Origin of the sequence: Kitasatospora phosalacinea, assembly GCF_030268885.1 — a bacterium.
Lineage (GTDB): Bacteria > Actinomycetota > Actinomycetes > Streptomycetales > Streptomycetaceae > Kitasatospora > Kitasatospora phosalacinea_C.
In genome coordinates, this window is sequence record NZ_BSSA01000005.1 from 312,548 (window position 1) to 330,051 (window position 17,504).

The window sequence follows — 17,504 nt, forward strand, 5'->3', positions numbered from 1 at the left end:
AGCGGGAGGAAGGGCCTTCGGCGGCCGGGAGCCGGGTTGCGGAGGGGAGCCGTGCAGGTGGGCGGAGACACTCGCCGGAGATCCGTGCCGGCCGGGCGGGAGGGCGGTTCCGGCAGGCCGGGACGTGGACGCGGCGGGCGCCGGTGTCGGCCGGGGCCGGTGGACGTGGCGGAGGGGCACCGGATGGGGACGGGGAGGCCGGTGAGGAGGTTCGACAACAGGGCGACCGGGGCGGATGCGTCGGCGGGAAGGAGGTCGGTGGTCGGGGTTCGGGGCGTCGGAAGGGCACGGCATGATGGGGCTCATGGAACGTACGTGCTCTCGCCGGTCGGTGCGGTCGGGCCGGGTGGGCGGATGGGGCGTGCGGTGATGAGGCAGGACGGCAGGGCGTCGGGTTTCGTCGGGCGGCGGCGCGAAGTGGCGTGGCTGGCGGAGGCGCTGCGGTCCGCTCCGGCGGTGGTGCTGGTGGAGGGCGACGCCGGGGTCGGTAAGTCCGCGCTGGTCGAGCGGGCGCTGGCGGAGTCCGGGGTGCCGCGGGAGCGGGTGCTGACCGGCCGGTGCCACCCGGTCGCCGCGCCGACGCCCTACGGTCCGCTGCTGGACGCGCTGCGGCGCGGCCGCCCGCTGCTGGCGGCCGCGGCCCAGTTGCCGCCGAGCACCGGTGCGCTCCGGACGCGGCTCCCTGACCTGGCCGATCTGCTGCCGGGGGACACCGCCGCAGCGGGGAACGACGAGCGGTACCGGCTGCTCCAGGGCCTGCGGGCGCTGCTCGATGTGCTGGGCGAAGTGGTGCTGCTGGTCGAGGACGCCCAGTGGGCCGATCGGGCGACCAGGGAGTCGCTGCTGCTCCTGGCCAGGGACCCGCAGCCCGGCCTGTCGCTGGTGGTGACCTACCGGGCGGAGGAGGTGCCGGACGGGGCGCCCGTACTGGGAGCCGCCTACCGCTGCCCGCCCGGAGTCGCGGGTGGACTGCTCCAGGTCGGCCCCCTGGACCGGGCGGAGGTGCTGGACCTGGCCCGCGCCGTGCTCGGTGGCAGCGCGGTCGGCCTTGCCACGGGCCCGGGGAGCGGTCCCGCAAGCAACCCGGTGATCGGCCCGGTGATCGGCCCGGCGACCGGCACCGCGTCCGCGCTCGCCGCCCTGCTGTACGAGCGCTCCGGAGGGCTCCCGGCCGCGATCGTCGAGGACCTGGCGTTCCTGCGCGAGGGCGGTCGGCGGGCGGACCCCGTCGCGGCCCTGGCCGGGGCGGCCCTGGCACGAGGTCTGCGGGAGGCGGTGACCGAACGGCTGGCGGGCCTCGGCACGTCGGCACGGGCGGTCATCGAGACGGCAGCCGTGCTGGACGAGCCCGCCGGCGAGGAACTGATCGCCGAGGTCTCTGCGCTGCCCGCCGACCAGGTCTCCTCCGGTCTGGTGGAGGCCCTACGCGCGGCGGTGCTGGACGAGCCCGCTCCCGCCCGGTACGCGTTCCGCTGGGAGCCCGCCCGGCAGGTGGTGTACCGGCGGATACCGGGTCCGATCCGGTCGGCGCTGCACCGTCGGGCCATCGAGGCGCTGCGCGGCAGGCAACCGCAGCCGCTCGCCCGGATCGCCGCGCACACCCTCGCCCTCGGCGACCGGGACGCCTGGCAGCAGGCCGCCGAAGCCGCAGCCGAACAGGCCGTGGCACAGGGCGACACCGCGGCGGCCGGTTCGTTGCTGCGCGAGTTGCTCGCCGAGACCGACCTCGCCCCCGAACGCCGCGGCCGGGCCGCCCGGGCACTGGCCGGGCTCGCCGTGAACGCCGCCTACGACGCCGCCAGCACCGACGTACTGGCCGACATCATCGCCGATCCCCGGCTGCCGGTCGCCGACCGCGGGGAGGTCCGGCTGACCCTCGGGCTGCGGGTGGCGGTCCAGGGCGGCGACCGGGACGGCTTCGCGCTGATCGAACAGGCTGCCGACGAGCTCATCGCCGAACGGCCGGCCCGCGCCGCCCGGGCCCTGGTCGCGCTCGCCATGAACGAGCGCGACGGGGAGGGGGCGGCCGCCTGGGAGAGAATGGCCAAGGCCGCCGCAGCCCTGGAGATCGAACCCGACGAGGAGGTCGCCGCCGCCTACCGCGCCACCCGGCTCACCTTCCAGGCTCGCGAGGGCGACCCCGAGCTGTGGCCCGAGCTCGACCGGCTGCCGCGCGACGCCTCCAGCCCCGAACTCGTCCGGCAGACCACCCGGGCCCTGTACAACGTCGGCGACATCGCCATGGAGACCGGCCACGACCAGCGGGCCGGACGGCTGCTCACCGAGAGCCGCGCCCTGGCCCGGCAGGCCGCGATCTCCTACCTGGAGTACTACAGCCGGATCGGCCTGCTGCGCCTCGACGGTCTGGCCGGGCGTTGGCAGGGGCTGGAGGAGCGGTTCGAGGCCCTCGGCACCGAGTACCCGGACGTGGCGATGGCCCGGGTCGAACGCGCCATGCTGTTCGGCCGGATGGCCGCCTCGCGGGGCAGGCTGGCGGTCGCCCGGGCCGAGTTCGAGTCCGCCGCCAGGTACGGGGAACGGGAGTCGCAGGTCACCGCGGCGATCAGGGTCGCTGCCGGCCTGGGCGCGGTGGAGCTGGTGGAGCACGGTGCGGAGGCCGCCGCCGCCGTGCTGGGGCCCGCCGTCGCCATCCTGCGCCAGGCCGGGGCGTGGGCCCGCGGCGGGGAACTGCTGCCGATCGCGGTCGAGGTCGCGCGGGGCGTCGGCGACGAGGGCGCAGCCCGGCACCTCGCCGAAGAGGCCGCGGAAGCCCTGGACGGGGTGGACGCGCCCGCTGCCCACGCGGGCCTCCACCAGGCGCGGGGCGTCCTGCTGGAGGGAACGGACCCGGGCGGTGCGATCGAGTCCTACCACCGGGCGCGGGACGCCTGGCGGGACATCGGCCGCCCCTACGAGGCCGCGAAGGCGGAGGAACGGCTGGCCAGGGCGCTCGCCGACCGGGATCCGCAGACCGCGGCCGAGCGGTTGGCCGCCGCCGAAGCCACCTACACCACCCTGGGGGCGACCTCCGACGCGGCCCGCTGCCAGCACGTCCGACGGGACTTGGGGCTGGGGCGGATGGCCTCGCCCGGGCGCCGGGGCTACGGCGAGGCGCTCTCGCCGCGCGAGCGACAGGTGGCGGAGCTGGTGGGGCAGGGCGTCAGCAACCAGGACATCGCGCAGGCCCTGTTCCTGTCACCGCGCACGGTCGAGCACCACGTGGCCAGTGTGCTGCGGAAGCTGGGAGTGGGGCGGAAGGACGTGGCGGAGGCACTGGCCGAGAGCGAGGGCTGACGGGGCGCCGGGACATCGGGGCGTCGGAACATCGAGACACCAGGCGGGACACCGGGGCAACGGGACGGGCCCGCGACCGGGCCGTCCCCACCGGGTTGCCGCGGGTGACGGTCGGTCGGCTGGACCGGCGGTGCCGGTCCGGGCCGCCGCGGGCTCCGACGGCCCGCCCCGGTGGGTGAGACGGGAGCCGGGCGGGCGGCGCGGGTGGGTGACGGGCGGTCAGCGGTGGAGGGTGGCGCGGGCGGCGGCGGTGTCGATGTGGGCGCCGCGGCGGTGGCGGAGGGCCGGGCGGGCGTGCGCGGTGGCGGCGGCCGCGCCGAGGGCCTCGGCGTAGCTGGGGGCGCGGACGGCGAAGGTCTGTTCGCCGCGGGCCCCGGTGGGGCTGGTGGTCGGCATGGTGACCAGCCAGAGCGGGAGGGCTGCCGCGCTGAGGGGCCGCGGGGCGGGGAGGAGCGCCGGGGCCTCAGGGGCCGGGGAGGTGGGGGTCGGGGAGGTGGGGGTCGGGGCGGCGGTGAGGGTCATGGCGGCGGCCTGGTCAGGGGCGGGGGTGGTGGGAGAGGCGGGCGAGCCGGGAGAGGGCGGCGCGGCGGGTCTGGCGTTCGACGGTGCCGCGGCGCCGGTCGGCCGCGGGCCGGTCGGCGGGGACGGTGAAGTGCTCGCTGGCGTACAGGCGGAAGCGTTCGCGGCGGGTCATCCGGACCTCCGGGGCGGGGGTGGGAGGGAACGGGTACCAGCTAATCGGCGGGGGAGTGCGGTGATCAATGCGTAGTGGTACCCATCGCGGTGGGCGAAGGGTGGGTAGTGGCAGGGCCGGGGCGGGGGTACCCAGGGTTCGGCGCGGATGTTGGGTAGGGGATACGCATTGTTCGGTCCGCGGCGGCGGGGGTTTGCTTGGGGTGTCCCCGATGACGGCCGCCAGTCGGCCCCGGCCGCCCAGGAGGTTTCGATGACCCGCCGTGAACTCTTCCGCCGTTACGCCGCCGAGCACTTCACCGCCCCGGACGGTTCGGCCGACGGCCGGGCCCGCTGCCGGGGGCGGGTGGAGCGGCAGACCAGTCGCGCCCGGCTGGCCTCGCTGGCGCGGATCGCCCCCCGCTACCCGGTGCCGCCGGTGGGCGGTGCGGCGCCCGGTCGGCACCGGGGCCCGGAACCGCTGCCCGCGGACGGCCCGGCCGTCCGGATCCCGCAGCAGCGGTCGTCCGGGGACGGCCCGGCCTCCCGGCAGGGGTGAGGGTTCAGCGGATCAGGTGGGGCAGGAAGCGGGCGCCCTGGTGGGTGATGGGGCTGTCGTCCGTCTCGCGGATGCCCAGGCCGGCGGACTCGCCGTCGACGACCCAGGTGCCGAGGACGGGGCGGTTGCCGTCGAAGTCGGGCAGCGGGTGGTACTGCTGGTAGCAGTAGCCCTCGGCGCCGTAGCGGTCGGGGTCGCCGGCCCAGTCGGCGAGCCGGGTCTGGCTGCCGTCGGGTTCGACGATGCGGATGCCGGCGCCCTCCCGGCCGAGCAGCGGCTTGGCGGCGTAGCCGGGGCCGTCGGGGTCGGCGAGTTCGCGCGGACCGTCGAGGTAGGCGGGCAGCAGGTTGGGGTGGCCCGGGTTGAGCTCCCACAGGACGGCGAGCAGGGCCTTGTTGGAGAGCAGCATCTTCCAGGCGGGTTCGATCCACAGCGTGGAGCCGGTGCTGCCGCCGAGGTCGATGACGTCCAGCAGGTGGTCGGCGAACTCGTCCTCGACCAGCCACTCCCAGGGGTAGAGCTTGAACGCGGAGCGGATGAAGCGGTGCTCCAGGTCGACGAAGCGGCCGGACAGTTCGTCCCAGCCGATGTCCTCCATCGCGATGCCGACGGTCTGCAGGCCGGCCTGTTCGGCGCACTCCTGCAGGTAGAGGGTGGTGAGCCAGTCCTCGCCCTCGGTGTCGCCGCGGGAGTGGGCGAAGTGGACCGGGCCGGGCGGCAGGAGGTGCTTCTGGCGCGCCCAGGACCCGATCAGCCGCTCGTGCAGGGAGTTCCACTGGTCGGCCTCGGGGAAGCGCTCCTCCATCCAGAACCACTGCGGCCCGGCGGCCTCGATCAGCGAGGTCGGGGTGTCGGCGTTGTACTCGAAGAGCTTGGCCGGTCCGGTGCCGTCGTAGGCGAGGTCGAAGCGGCCGTACACGCTGGGCTGTTCGTCGCGGCGCCGCCAGGACTCGGCGACGACCGCGGCCAGTCGCGGGTCGGTGATGCCGAAGTCGGCGAACCGGCCGGTGCGCACCACGTGCTCGGCGGCGGCCAGCGAGAGCTCGTGGAGCTCCTCGACGACCTCCTCCAGGGCCTCGACCTCGGGCAGCGAGAACTCGTAGTAGGCGCTCTCGTCCCAGTAGGCGTGCGGGCCGCCCTGGTTGCACGGGTCGGAGCACATCGCGTACACGAGGCCCTGGGACTCGACGGTGGACAGCCAGTCGGGGCGCGGGGTGACGGTGTGGCGGCGCACGGGGATCAGCCTCCGCCCGAGCCACTGCTGCTGCCCTTGGGGCAGCCGAAGCCGCCGCGCTTGGCGGCCGACTTGCTGAAGGTGCCGCCGCTGGCGGTGGTGGTGCCGTAGCCGCAGTAGTACCACTGGCCCGCGCCCGAGCCGCCCGCCGAGCAGGAGTGCGCGTCGAGGACCTTGAGGGTGCTCGGGTCGACGCAGCGGCTGGGCGTCCTGGTCGACGAGGAGCAGCCGGAGAGGGTGAGCGCGAGGGTGCCGACCATCCCCAGGGCGACGAAGCCCGAGCGGCGGCGGGAACCCGGCGTCGACCGGTCCGGTTCGGTGGCGGGGGGAGGCGGCGGTGTCATGGCGGATCATCGTACGCGGGCCGCCGCATGATAGGGGAGGTGCCCCGGGAAACTGACGGGACGCCAGGGGCATGGGATATCTTTTGCCGATCCTTGACCACGGTTGCGGCCCGTGCGGCCGTCCGACCCCGGGAGTGCCCGCAGATGAACGACATACTCCACGGCCTCGGCGCGGCCGCGGTCTACGGCCTGGTCGGCCTGCTCCTGCTGCTGCTCGGCTACCTGCTGATCGACGTCCTCACGCCGGGCAAGCTCGGGCGGCTGATCTGGGCCGAGGGCAACCGCAACGCGGCCGTGCTGCTCAGCTCGGCGCTGCTCGGGGTCGGCGGCATCGTGTACACCGCGATCCGCTACACCTACGAGGACTTCGGCAAGGGCCTGCTGTCCACCCTGTGCTTCGGCGTCCTCGGCCTGCTGCTGATGGCGCTCGCCTTCTGGCTGCTGGACCTGCTCACCCCCGGACGGCTCGGTGCGATCCTGGTCTCCACCGAGCCGCACCCGGCGGTGTGGGTGTCGGCCAGCTGCAACCTGGCCGCCGCCGCCATCGTGGCCGCCTCGATCGCCTGAGCGGCAGGAGGAGCCGGAAGCGTCCGGTCAGCGGTGCGCGGTCGGCAGCAGTTCGGCGAGCAGCGGCGCCACCTGCGCGGTCTCCAGCAGGAACCCGTCGTGGCCGTGCGGAGAGGAGAGCATCCGCAGCGCGTCGGCGTCCGGCAGCAGGGCGGCCAGCTCGGCCTGCTGCCCGGGCGGGTACAGCCGGTCGGAGTCGACCGCGGCGACCAGCGCCGGGACGGCGGCCCGGCGCAGTGCCGCGGCGGTACCGCCCCGGCCGCGGCCGAGGTCGTGCGCGTTCATGGCCTCGTTGAGGACGACGTAGCTACCCGCGTCGAAGCGGTGGGCGAGCTTCGCGGCGTGGTGGTCGAGGTACGACTCGACGGCGAACCGCCCGCCCCGCCACGGGTGTTCGCCGTGTTGCGGGGCACGGCCGAAGCGGGCGGCGAGCTCGGGCTCGCTGCGGTAGGTGATCTGGGCCAGGCGGCGGGCCAGGCCCAGGCCGCGGTGCGGGCCGCGGCCCGGCGGCAGGTGGTGGTAGTCGCCGCCGTGCCACCCCGGGTCCGCGCGGATCGCGTGCAACTGCGCGGAGGCGTGCGCGATCTGCTCGGCCGAGGCCGCCGCCGCGGTGGCCAGCACCAGCAGCGCCCCGACCCGCCGCGGGCGGGTCACCGCCCACTCCAGCGCCCGCATCCCGCCCATCGACCCGCCGACCACCAGCGCCCACCGCTCGATCCCGAGGGCGTCGGCCAGCAGCACCTCGGCGGCGACCTGGTCGCGCTGGGTGAGGAACGGGAACCTGCTGCCCCAGGGGCGCCCGTCCGGCGCGGTCGAGGACGGCCCGGTGGAGCCCTGGCAGCCGCCGAGCACGTTCGGCGCGACCACGAACCAGCGGTCGGTGTCCAGCGCCCGCCCCGGCCCGACCAACTCCCCCCACCAGCCCGGTGTCGGGTGCCCCGGTCCGGCCGGACCGGTGAGGTGGCTGTCGCCGGTCAGCGCGTGCAGCACCAGCACCGCGTTGGAGCCGTCCGGACGCAGCGTGCCCCAGCTCTGGTACGCCAGCCGGGCCCCGGGCAGGGTGCCGCCCGCCTCCAGGGCGAGCGGCTCGGGCAGCGCGAACCAGCGCCGCCCGCCGACCGGGTCGCCGTCCCGCCAGGCCCCGGAGGCCGGTGGCACGGGCGCCCCGGGGGACGGCGGGACGGCGTGCTGCGCCAGGCCGTTCAGGACGCGCCCTTCGCCGAACGGAAACCCGCCTCCAGGTCGGCCCGCAGGTCCGTGACGCTCTCCAACCCGACCGACAGCCGCACCAGGCCCGGCGCCGTTCCGGTCGCGGCCAACTGCTCGGCGTCCAGCTGGCTGTGCGTGGTCGAGGCCGGGTGGATCACCAGGCTGCGCACGTCCCCGATGTTGGCCAGGTGGCTGAACAGTTCCAGCCCGTCGACGAACCGCCGCCCCGCCTCGACGCCGTCGCGCAGCTCGAAGGAGAGCACCGCGCCCGCGCCGCGCGGCAGGTAGCGCTGCGCCGCGTCGTACCAGCGGCTGGAGGGCAGCCCCGGGTAGTGGACGGCCGCGACCTCGTCGCGCTGCTCCAGCCAGCGGGCCAGTTCCAGGGCGTTCGCGGTGTGCCGCTCCAGCCGCAGCGACAGCGTCTCCACGCCCTGCAGCAGCAGGAACGCCGAGTGCGGGGAGAGCGCGGGGCCGAGGTCGCGCAGCAGCTGCACCCGCAGCTTGGCGGCGAACGCGCCCGGGCCGAGGGCGTCCCAGAAGCGCAGGCCGTGGTAGCTCGGGTCGGGCTCGTTGAAGCCGGGGAAGCGCTCCGGGTGCGCGCCGAAGTCGAAGCCGCCGCCGTCCACGACCACGCCGCCGATGGTGGTGCCGTGCCCGCCGAGGAACTTGGTGGCCGAGTGCACCACGACGTCCGCGCCGTGCTCCAGCGGCCGCAGCAGGTACGGGGTCGGCACGGTGTTGTCGACGATCAGCGGCACCCCGGCGGCGTGCGCCACGTCCGCGACGCCGCGCACGTCCAGCACGTTGCCGCGCGGGTTGCCCAGCGACTCGGCGAACAGCGCCTTGGTGTTCGGACGGATCGCCGCCCGCCACGCGTCCAGGTCGTCCGGGTCGTCGACGAAGCTCACCTCGACGCCGAACCGCGGCAGCGTGTGCCGCAGCAGGTTGTACGTGCCGCCGTACAGCGAGGCCGAGGAGACCAGGTGGTCGCCCGCCTGGGCCACCGTCAGCAGCGCCAGCGTCTCGGCGGCCTGCCCGGAGGCCAGCGCGACCGCCGCCACGCCGCCCTCCAGCGAGGCCAGGCGCTGCTCCAGCACGTCGGTGGTCGGGTTGTGGATGCGGGTGTAGATGTTGCCCGGCTCGGCGAGCGCGAACAGGTCCGCGGCGTGCGCGGTGTCCCGGAAGGCGAACGAGGTGGTCTGGTAGATCGGCACCGCCCGCGCCCCGGTCGCCGGGTCGGGCTGCGCGCCCGCGTGGATCTGCCGGGTCTCGAACGACCAGCCGGGAACGGCCGCGGGGCTCTGCTCGGACATGCTGCTCCTGTACGGGGTCACGGGCGCGACGCGGGCACGGCGGAGCCGCCGCTCGGACGCGGGAGGGCAGGGGAGGGGCACCGTCGACGGGCCTGCGCGGCCCCGGGCGCCTTCCGCACCGGCGGCGCGGCGGCGCCGCCGGACGGTCACGGCGTCAGGTAAGCACAGGCCGCGAACGCCCCGCCAGCGGATCGCCGAAGCGGAAACGGGAGGAAACGGGGCGCAATGTCCCGGCGACCTGACGGGTCATCATCTGACGATCGGAACAGGCTGGTCGGGGTGTCGGGCCGCTTCAGCGCGGGTCGGCGTCCGGGATGCCGAGCAGGGCGAGGAACGCCGAGGTGGCCGGGGAGGGCCCGGTGCGCGGCCAGACCACCGTCTCGATCCGGGTCGGCGCGTCCGTGACCTCGACGACGGCGATGCCGGTGAGCTGCGGGACGTACGCGGCGGGCAGCATCGCCACCGCCAGGCCCGGGCCGACCAGCCGCGGGATGTAGGAGGCCTCGTCCACCTCGAAGGCCACGTCGCGCACCAGCCCGGCGGCGGCGAACGCCAGGTCGGTCTGGGCCCGGCCCGCGGTGCCCGCCGGGAGGTCGACGAAGGGCTCGGCGGCCAGTTCGCGCAGCGGCACCCGCTCCCGGGAGGCCAGCGGGTGGTCGGGGGCGACCGCGGCGACCAGGCGGCCGCGGGCCAGTTCGCGGGCCGTGACGCCCTCCGGCCGGAAGGTGGTGGGCAGTCCCAGGAAGGCGACGTCCAGGGCGCCCTGGCGGACCTGCTCGACCAGGTCCTTGCTGGCGCCCACCCGCAGGCTGATCCGCGCCTTCGGGTGGCGGCCGCGGAACTCCCGCAGCCCGGCCGGGATGTCCACCGCGGTGACCGTCGAGATCAGTCCGACCGCCAGCCGTCCGCGCACCTCGCCGACCGCCGCCGCGACCTCGGCGGCCGCCCGCTCGGCCGCCTCCAGGCACTGCCGGGCGGCCGGCAGGAAAGCCTCCCCGGCCGCGGTCAGCCGGACCCGGCGGCTGGTGCGCTCGAACAGGCGGGCCCCCAGCTCCTGTTCGAGCCGGGCGACCTGGTGGCTGAGCGCCGACTGCACGACCAGGCAGCGCTCGGCGGCCCGGGTGAAGCTGAGCGTCTCGGCCACCGCGAGGACGTAGCGCAGTTGCTGGAGTTCCATGGGATCCATCATGGAACGAGATCGATGGGCTGACAAACATGTGTTGGACTCATCGATCGGCCCGGGGCCAGACTGCTGGACATGAGAGCGAACCCCGGCACCACCCCGACCCTCAGCCCGCTCGACAGCCGTACCCCGTCCGCCGGTTCGCCCGGCGGCGGCAGCAGCGCAGGCGGCGGCAGGGGCACCCTCGCCCGCACGGCGCTCACCGCGCTCGCCCCGATGGTCTGGGGCACCACCTACGTGGTCACCACCGAACTGCTGCCCCCCGGCCACCCGATGTTCGCCGCCCTGCTGCGCGCCCTGCCTGCCGGACTGATCGCCCTGGCCCTCACCCGGACGCTGCCGCGCGGCGGTTGGTGGGGCAAGGCCGCAGTGCTCGGCGTGCTGAACATCGGACTGTTCCTGCCGCTGCTGTTCACCGCCGCCGAGCGCCTCCCCGGTGGCGTGGCCGCCACCCTCGGCGCCGCCCAGCCGATGGTCGTCGCCCTGCTGGCCGTCCCGGTGCTCCGCCAGCGGCTGTCCGCGCGGCGGCTCGGCTGGGGGCTGGTGGGCGTGCTCGGTGTCGGGCTGGTGGTGATCGGCCCGTCCGCCGCACTGGACGCCGTCGGCGTGGCCGCCGGGCTGGGCGGAGCCGCCACCATGGCCCTGGGCGTCACGCTCACCAAGCGCTGGGGCCGCCCCGAGGGCGTCGGCCCGCTCGCGTTCACCGGCTGGCAGCTCACCGCGGGCGGCCTGTTCCTGCTCCCCGCCACCTTCCTGTTCGAGGGCGCGCCCCCCGCGGTCGACGGCCGGGCCGCGCTCGGCTACCTGTGGCTCGGCCTGATCGGCGGACTGCTCACGTACGCCCTCTGGTTCCAGGGCATCGGCCGCCTCCCCGTCACCAGTGTCGCGGTGCTGGGCCTGCTGTCGCCGCTGGTCGCGGCGGTGCTCGGCGCGCTGCTGCTGGACCAGACCCTCGGCGCGGTGCAACTGCTGGGCTTCGCGCTGGCACTGGCGTCGATCGTGGCCGGCCAACTGCCCGAGCGCGGCCGGTCGGCCCGGGGCTGAGGAGACGTCAGCGCCCGTACGGCCGCCAGGGCGCTGACGGCCGTACGGTCAGACCCGGCGGATGGTGCTGATCGTCAGGGCGTCGACCGCCATGGTGCGTACCGGGGCGCCGGGCTTCGGCGCGTGCACCACGGTGCCGTTGCCGATGTACATGGCGACGTGGTCCTGGGCGCCGTGCACGTTGTAGATCACCAGGTCGCCGGGCTGGGCGTTGTGCCAGTCGCGGCCCACGCCGCTGCCGACGCCGGCCTGCTCCTGGGAGGTGCGCGGCAGGTGGATGCCCGCCTGCGCGTACGCGTACACCATCAGTCCGGAGCAGTCGAAGTTGTCCGGCCCCTCCGCACCCCAGACGTACATCTTGCCGCGCTGGGCGAGCGCCACGTTCACGGCGGTCTGGGTGGCGGCGCCGGCGGCCTTCGGGAGCGAGCCGATGTCCACCCGCTCCGAGCCGCGCGAGGCGGTGCCCCCCTCGTCCGCGAGGATCGCGGCGCGGTCGGCGGCGCTGAGCTGGTTGAGCAGCCGACGCGACTCGGCGAGCTTGGACTGCACCTGGCTCTTGGTGTCGTTCAGCGTCCGGGTCTCGCCGTCCAGTTCGGCCAGCACCGCGGTGGCCTCCTGCTTCTGCTGGTCCAGGCGGCGCTGCTGGTCCTTGAGCGCCCTGAGGACGTCGCTCTGGGTGCTGGCGGCCTGGTCGAAGGAGGACGCCTTGGCGAGGTACTGGTCCGGGTCGGAGGAGAGCATCAGCTGCATCGACGGGTCGACGCCGCCCTGCCGGTACTCGTCGGCGGCCACCACCGCGAGCCCGGAGGCCAGCTCGGTCAGCTGCTCCTGGCTGCGGGCCACCTGGTCCTGCAACTGGCCGGCCTGCCGGCGCAACTGGTCGGCCCGCTCCTGGGCGCCGTTGTACTTCTCGGTGGCCTGCTCCATCTCCTCGGACAGCTTGTCGACCTGCGCCTTGACCTCGTCCTTGGAGGGCTGGGCGGGCGCCGCGTGGGCACCGGCCTGGGCCGACAGGGCGACCGCGGTCGCGGCGGCACCCGTGAGCACGGCCACCCGGGCGCGACTCGGCTGCTTGGGACGGCGGTGGGAGGCCATCGACGCTCCTTCTTCGGGACGGACGCACGCGTTCGAGTGATCGACCGAATATGCGTTTGACGCCAGACCGTAATGAAATACCGCCGCCGCGTCCACTCCCGCACCTCCGAACCCCCCTGCGGGAGGCCCCCGCTGAGGATGCGTCAACGGAGGAGGGGTTCGGTGAACGGGCGCGGGTGCTGCGCCCGTCCAGCACGTCCTGCTGCGTCCAGCGGCCCGAGGGGCGTCGCGTACTGCGCCACCGCACTCGCCCCCGGGTGCTCCTGCAGCGCTACGACCACCCCGGCCCGGGGAGGAGCCGAGCCCTCGCGCAGAATGAATCCGTGTTCGAACTGACCGTGGAAGAACAGCTCCGCACCGCCACCGACGACGACGCCGTACTCGTCTGGGCCGCCCAGGGCCTCGCCACCGGCGCCCGCGCCTGGACGTCCGGCCGGGCCGTCGCCGTCGCCTCCCCCGCGCTCTCCGGCCGCGACCGGATCGCCGTCCGCGGCCCCGTCGCGGAACTGCTGCCGCTGCTGGACGAGGTGATGTCCCTCGTCGGCCCGAGCTACCGTCCGTTCGGCGACGCCGAACTGCTCGCCGAACTCTGCGACCACCACGGCGGCCTGGAGGCGCTCGGGGACTTCGGCTGGATGGAGCGCACCGCGACCGGCCTGCCGCCGCTCGACACCGGCGCGGGCGGGGACGGGGGCGCGGGCGCGGGCGGGCAGCCGGTGGCGCACTGGCTGGCCCCCGGGGAGCTCGACGAGGCCGCCGACCTGATCGACCGCCACTTCCCCGCCTCGCACGCCCACCCGCACCGTCCGGGCGTCCGGGCCTGGGCGGGCGTCCGCGACGAGACGGGGCGGCTCACCGCCCTCGCCGCCGACGCCTGGCCCGCCCCGACCGTCGGCCTGCTCGCCGGAGTGGTCAGCGACCCCGTGCACGGGCGCGGACGCGGGCACGCGGCGGCAGCCTGCCGACTGGCGCTCACCGGGATCCTCGAACGCTCCCCGCGCGCGGCGCTGATGGTGGACGCCTGGAACGCGTCGGCGATCGGGCTCTACCGGCGGCTCGGCCTCGACCACCGGCAGCTGGCCGCGGCCGCGCAGCGCGCGGCGGGCGGGGCGGCGCGGAGCCGCTGACCGGGGGTGAGTGGTGGCTGCGGCGGCTCGGGGCGCTGGTGCTCCGCGCGGTCCCGCGGAGCACCACGGGGGTGCTGCAGGTGGTGCAGTGAGGTGTGGCGGGGCGCGGTCGGGATCGTCATGGGCGGGGACAGCGTGTTCGGGCGGCCGCTGCCAAGTGCGGTCTGCTGTCGGCCGGTCTGCTGTCGGCCGGTCGGCCGGTCGGTCGGCACCGAGGAGGACGAGGAGGTGGCCTGTGCGCCGGCTGGGCGACGGGCTCGCGCCGCTCGGCCGTGGGAGGGCCTGCGCCGCGTACTCGCACAGCGGGCTGTGGCCGTTGCTGCTCGCGCCGCTGCGGGCGGCGGTGCTTCGTCGGTGTGGACACCGAGGGGGAGGCGCTCGACCCGGAGGGGCCGACCGAGCTCGGCCGGTCCGTCGCCGCGGCAGGTGACGGGCCGAAGCGCTGACCTTCTGCGGGTGGTCCGGACCGGCCGGCCACGAGGAGGACACCGCCCCGGTCGCCGCCGAGGACTTCGCGGTCTGCTCCGGCATGCGTCATCCGGAGTACGTGCACGGGCCCGCTCACCGAGCGTGCAGCCGGGCCGATCGGGGCGGCACAACGGTCGTTCTGGCGGGACTGACCGGTCCCCGTGGTCGGGTGGTTCCCCGGGGCGTCGCGGTGGGTGGATGAGGGGGCGTCAACGCTGCTTGACCGCCGCCCGCTCGCGCGAGTGAAGAATCGCACAAAGATTCGCTCTGGCGGGTGGTTTGGCTGCCGCACAGCACGGTTCTCGTCCTGGGGGCTCCTAGGGTTGCCGACGAGACGAGGAACGAAGCCGTGCAGAACGGGCCGAACTGTCCAGGGGGGAGCCAACCATGACGGAAACCACCAAGACGAACGCCGGAGCCGCCGACGCCACCGGAGGGGCGGTGCGGGCCGGAGCCGGCTCGATGCTGCGCCGCACCCTGGGCGAGCAGCGGATCGTGCTGGTCGCCTGGCGACTGCTGGTCCTGCAGAACGCGCACCCGGCGGTCGCCGCCGGAGTCAGCCAACTCTCCACCTACCGCAACCATCCGTGGCGACGGATCGAGCACACCATGGACAGCGGCCGCCGCCTGTTCTTCTCCGACCAGGAGGCGCTGCGCCGGGAGGTCCAGCGACTCGAACGCAGCCACCGCCGGATCGCCGGAACGGACGAGCAGGGCCGTTCCTACACCGCGCTCGACCCCGCCGTCCGGGTCTGGGTGCTGGTGACCTTGTACGAAGCGATGACCGCCCTCCGGGCCCTCTCCGGCCGTCCGCTGCACCCGGTCCAACTCGACAGGCTCTACCGGGAGTTCCGCGAGGTCTGCGCAGCCTTCGACCTCCCCGACGAGCTGTTCCCGCCCACCGCAGCCGACGTGCCCGGATACATCAGCGCCACCATCCGGGACACCCTGGAGCTCACCGGAGCCGCCCAGGACATGCTGTACACCGTCCTGACCCGCGCGCCGGCCCCGCGCCGTCTCGGCCGGCTGCGCCCGGCCTGGCCGCTGCTGCGCCGAGTCGTCGCCCGTTTCCTCACCACACTGACCCTGGCCGACCTGCCGACGGAGTTCCGCGCCAAGTTCGGCCTGCCGCGCAGCCGCAGCGCGGCCCTGCTCTCCTGGGTCGTCCACCACGGGGCCCGGGCGGTGGCGGTGCAACTGCCCGACCGGCTGCGGTACCGCACACTGCCGAGCGGCGACCGGGCCCGACCACGGCAGACCGGGGCGCCGCGCCAGCCGAGGACCGTGCGACCGCGCCGGGACAACCGGCCGGGGCGGATCGCTGCGTTCTACCGGCAGGTGATGGACCAGACCGGGGACGGACGGCTCACCTCCGCCGACTTCGCGGCGATGGCGCACAACGTCTGCTGGCCACTGGAGCTCGACCAGGCAGGCGAGTCCGCCGTGTACGCCGCCTTCGACGCCTGGTGGCGCCACCTGCTGGCGAGTACGGACAGCGACGGCGACGGCGAGATCTCCTGCGAGGAGTTCGTCGCCGCGATGCTCGCGGGCATCGACCGCGACCCCGGCTACCTCGACCAGGGCCTGCACCTGGCCGTCCGTGCCATGTTCCACGCCGCCGACCTCGACCGCAGCGGGCTGCTGGACGCCGAGGAGTACCGCACCCTGTTCGGCGGATCCCGCGTCCACCCGGCTGAACTGACGCACGGCTTCCGCCAGTTGGACACCGACGGGGACGGGCAGATCACCGAGGAGGAGTTCGTGCGGGGATTCACCGAGTTCTTCACCGCCCGGACGGAGAGCGTCGCCGGTACCCAACTGCTCGGCCGACCATGATGACGTGACCCCGGCAGCCTGCCCGTCATGACGCCCGGTGCGTGCGTCTGGTGGTGGTCGGCCGGCTTCGCTCTGACGCCTTGCACGGGAGCCGGCCGGGCGGGTGCACTCTCGACCGGGTGGGGAGTTTCGCGCGGCGATTGCGAGAGTGGCTATGCCGAGGATGCCGACGGAGGTGGCTGGGGCCCCGGCGGGTGGACGAACTCGTCGGAGAGGAAGGAGGAAGACGGTGTGCCACAGGCCCGGCGTCGAGGAAGTCGCAGGCCGACGCACGGAAGGGAGAGCGCATGGAGTTGCCCTGGACAACGTCCGGGCGTTGTCCAGGGCAAGCGGTCATGGGACGACCAGGGCCGTTTCAGCCGGTTGTGCTCATGCTGGCCCGCCCGGGGGCGGGGACACCCGGGAACGGACAGGGTTCGGTGCTGGTGCTGGTGCTGGTGATGTGGTGGGTGCTGGGACCGAGGTGGCGGGTGGGAGGCTGGGGAGGTCGAGGACGGCCTCGCAGCCCGGGGGGGCGGTGAGTTCGACGGTCAGGCCCTCGTCGGTGAGCTGCCAGGAGATGGCGGCGGTGCCGTGGGGGGCGTGGCGGGCCTTGGCCCAGGTGAGGCCGCCGCCGGGACGGGGGCGAAGCGGGGTGGTGCGGTAGCCGGGCTCGGCGGGGGCGAGGCCGGCGACGGTGCGGTGGAACCAGCGCGTACCGCGGAACTCCCACCTGCGCACCGCCCACCCCCCCAACGCCAGTGCGTGCTCCACCACGCACGCCCGGCCCGTTGCCACGTCCCCCGGAGAGCCGCATGAGACGCTGCGCGTTCCTCAGCGCCGACACCATCACCGGCGTCTCCGGCTCCAGCTACTGACCTTGAACTCGTGATGTCGGCTGTCTACAGGACCTCGGTGAGCCAGGTCTGACGGACCTGTTCCAGCCGGCCCTGGTGCTCCTGTATCCAGTTCTCCGGCGGTCGGATCCACACCATCGCGCTGAGCCGGTCGGGATCGTTGATCGTCACGACCAGGGAGCGGTCCTCCTGCATGTGGAGGTCCAGGTTCAGCCCACGGTCCCCGCCGATGAGCGCGCCCGTGCCGGGCACGAGACTGCTCAGCTCGTCCTGCCAGGCATCGAGGTCATGCTGGAAGAGGTAAAGCTCCAGCCGGGCGTCAACGAAACTGGCATGCGCGAGAACCTCGGCGTGCAGAACATCGTGGCCGGTCGGCAGGCCGGGCTGCCACCCGGTGACGCGCACGATGCAGTGGTTGCCATCCGGGTCCTCCAGGTGGATCAGGTCCATCCCGCCTGATTCGGTCACGGCTGGCCTCGCTCTCCTTGTGCTGGTCTGGCCTGCATCCTGCCTCATCGACATTCGAACAGGGTCCGCGGTCCGGCATTCACGTCTCGAAAGCCAGTCCAGTGCCCGAGAGGGCAGCCGTCGATCACGGGCCTTCGCCCTGATGGGTGGACACGCTGATACTGGATCTGCTTGATCCGGAGGAAGCGAGAACACCGCCGATGGCGATGAAGGACTACTCGGACGAGTTCAAGGCCGATGCCGTGGCCCTGTACG

At 74.7% G+C, this 17,504-nt stretch carries 16 protein-coding genes; 6 read left to right on the forward strand and 10 right to left on the reverse strand.

Going from position 1 to position 17,504, the window contains the following annotated elements:
- Positions 1 to 369: 369 nt before the first annotated feature.
- Positions 370 to 3,294, forward strand: a complete 2,925-nt coding sequence (locus QSK52_RS10740; protein WP_285735752.1) for a helix-turn-helix transcriptional regulator — start codon at positions 370 to 372, stop codon at positions 3,292 to 3,294.
- Positions 3,295 to 3,513: 219 nt separating this feature from the next.
- Here QSK52_RS10740 and QSK52_RS10745 read toward each other — a convergent pair whose 3' ends face one another.
- Positions 3,514 to 3,816, reverse strand: a complete 303-nt coding sequence (locus QSK52_RS10745; RefSeq protein ID WP_285735725.1) for a hypothetical protein — start codon at positions 3,814 to 3,816, stop codon at positions 3,514 to 3,516.
- Between the two features lie 13 nt (positions 3,817 to 3,829).
- A complete protein-coding gene (locus QSK52_RS10750; RefSeq protein ID WP_285735726.1) occupies positions 3,830 to 3,988 on the reverse strand; it encodes a hypothetical protein in 159 nt (52 codons plus the stop codon).
- A 252-nt stretch (positions 3,989 to 4,240) separates the two neighbouring features.
- Between QSK52_RS10750 and QSK52_RS10755 the strand changes: the two genes are divergently transcribed.
- Positions 4,241 to 4,525, forward strand: a complete 285-nt coding sequence (locus QSK52_RS10755; RefSeq protein WP_285735727.1) for a hypothetical protein — start codon at positions 4,241 to 4,243, stop codon at positions 4,523 to 4,525.
- Positions 4,526 to 4,529: 4 nt separating this feature from the next.
- On the opposite strand, the gene QSK52_RS10760 is transcribed toward QSK52_RS10755, so the two are convergent.
- Both QSK52_RS10760 and QSK52_RS10765 read right to left on the reverse strand, forming a co-directional pair.
- Entirely contained in the window at positions 4,530 to 5,759 is a 1,230-nt protein-coding gene (locus tag QSK52_RS10760; protein ID WP_285735728.1) for a glutathionylspermidine synthase family protein, read from the reverse strand.
- Between the two features lie 5 nt (positions 5,760 to 5,764).
- The gene (locus tag QSK52_RS10765; RefSeq protein WP_285735729.1) at positions 5,765 to 6,103 is read right to left on the reverse strand and encodes a hypothetical protein; all 339 of its coding nucleotides are present in this window, start codon (positions 6,101 to 6,103) and stop codon (positions 5,765 to 5,767) included.
- 144 nt (positions 6,104 to 6,247) lie between these two features.
- On the opposite strand from QSK52_RS10765, the gene QSK52_RS10770 reads away from it, so the two are divergent.
- A complete protein-coding gene (locus QSK52_RS10770; RefSeq protein WP_033256358.1) occupies positions 6,248 to 6,670 on the forward strand; it encodes a DUF350 domain-containing protein in 423 nt (140 codons plus the stop codon).
- A 27-nt stretch (positions 6,671 to 6,697) separates the two neighbouring features.
- On the opposite strand, the gene metX is transcribed toward QSK52_RS10770, so the two are convergent.
- The 3 genes from metX to QSK52_RS10785 form a co-directional block, all read right to left on the reverse strand.
- Positions 6,698 to 7,828 carry a homoserine O-acetyltransferase MetX gene (gene metX, locus QSK52_RS10775; RefSeq protein ID WP_285735730.1) on the reverse strand — a complete coding sequence of 377 codons (1,131 nt, stop codon included), beginning with the start codon at positions 7,826 to 7,828 and terminating at the stop codon, positions 6,698 to 6,700.
- 44 nt (positions 7,829 to 7,872) lie between these two features.
- Positions 7,873 to 9,192, reverse strand: a complete 1,320-nt coding sequence (locus tag QSK52_RS10780; RefSeq protein ID WP_285735731.1) for a bifunctional o-acetylhomoserine/o-acetylserine sulfhydrylase — start codon at positions 9,190 to 9,192, stop codon at positions 7,873 to 7,875.
- A 292-nt stretch (positions 9,193 to 9,484) separates the two neighbouring features.
- Positions 9,485 to 10,369: a LysR family transcriptional regulator gene (locus QSK52_RS10785; protein ID WP_285735732.1), complete on the reverse strand. Its 885-nt coding sequence runs from the start codon at positions 10,367 to 10,369 to the stop codon at positions 9,485 to 9,487.
- A 222-nt stretch (positions 10,370 to 10,591) separates the two neighbouring features.
- Here QSK52_RS10785 and QSK52_RS10790 point away from each other — a divergent pair, with 222 nt between their 5' ends.
- Positions 10,592 to 11,419: an EamA family transporter gene (locus QSK52_RS10790; protein WP_285735753.1), complete on the forward strand. Its 828-nt coding sequence runs from the start codon at positions 10,592 to 10,594 to the stop codon at positions 11,417 to 11,419.
- A gap of 48 nt (positions 11,420 to 11,467) precedes the next feature.
- On the opposite strand, the gene QSK52_RS10795 is transcribed toward QSK52_RS10790, so the two are convergent.
- Positions 11,468 to 12,514, reverse strand: coding sequence for a C40 family peptidase (locus tag QSK52_RS10795; RefSeq protein ID WP_285735733.1), 1,047 nt, complete (start codon positions 12,512 to 12,514; stop codon positions 11,468 to 11,470).
- A 323-nt stretch (positions 12,515 to 12,837) separates the two neighbouring features.
- Between QSK52_RS10795 and QSK52_RS10800 the strand changes: the two genes are divergently transcribed.
- Together QSK52_RS10800 and QSK52_RS10805 are read left to right on the forward strand one after the other, a co-directional pair.
- Positions 12,838 to 13,641, forward strand: coding sequence for a GNAT family N-acetyltransferase (locus tag QSK52_RS10800; protein WP_285735734.1), 804 nt, complete (start codon positions 12,838 to 12,840; stop codon positions 13,639 to 13,641).
- A gap of 855 nt (positions 13,642 to 14,496) precedes the next feature.
- Positions 14,497 to 15,945, forward strand: coding sequence for an oxygenase MpaB family protein (locus QSK52_RS10805; RefSeq protein ID WP_285735735.1), 1,449 nt, complete (start codon positions 14,497 to 14,499; stop codon positions 15,943 to 15,945).
- A 369-nt stretch (positions 15,946 to 16,314) separates the two neighbouring features.
- Here the strand turns inward: QSK52_RS10805 and QSK52_RS10810 are convergent, their stop codons facing one another.
- Together QSK52_RS10810 and QSK52_RS10815 are read right to left on the reverse strand one after the other, a co-directional pair.
- Positions 16,315 to 16,665 (reverse strand): alpha-L-rhamnosidase C-terminal domain-containing protein, encoded by a 351-nt coding sequence (locus QSK52_RS10810; RefSeq protein ID WP_285735736.1) that lies wholly within the window; start codon positions 16,663 to 16,665, stop codon positions 16,315 to 16,317.
- A gap of 161 nt (positions 16,666 to 16,826) precedes the next feature.
- Positions 16,827 to 17,249, reverse strand: a complete 423-nt coding sequence (locus QSK52_RS10815) for a DUF5959 family protein (RefSeq protein WP_285735737.1) — start codon at positions 17,247 to 17,249, stop codon at positions 16,827 to 16,829.
- Positions 17,250 to 17,504: the final 255 nt, after the last annotated feature.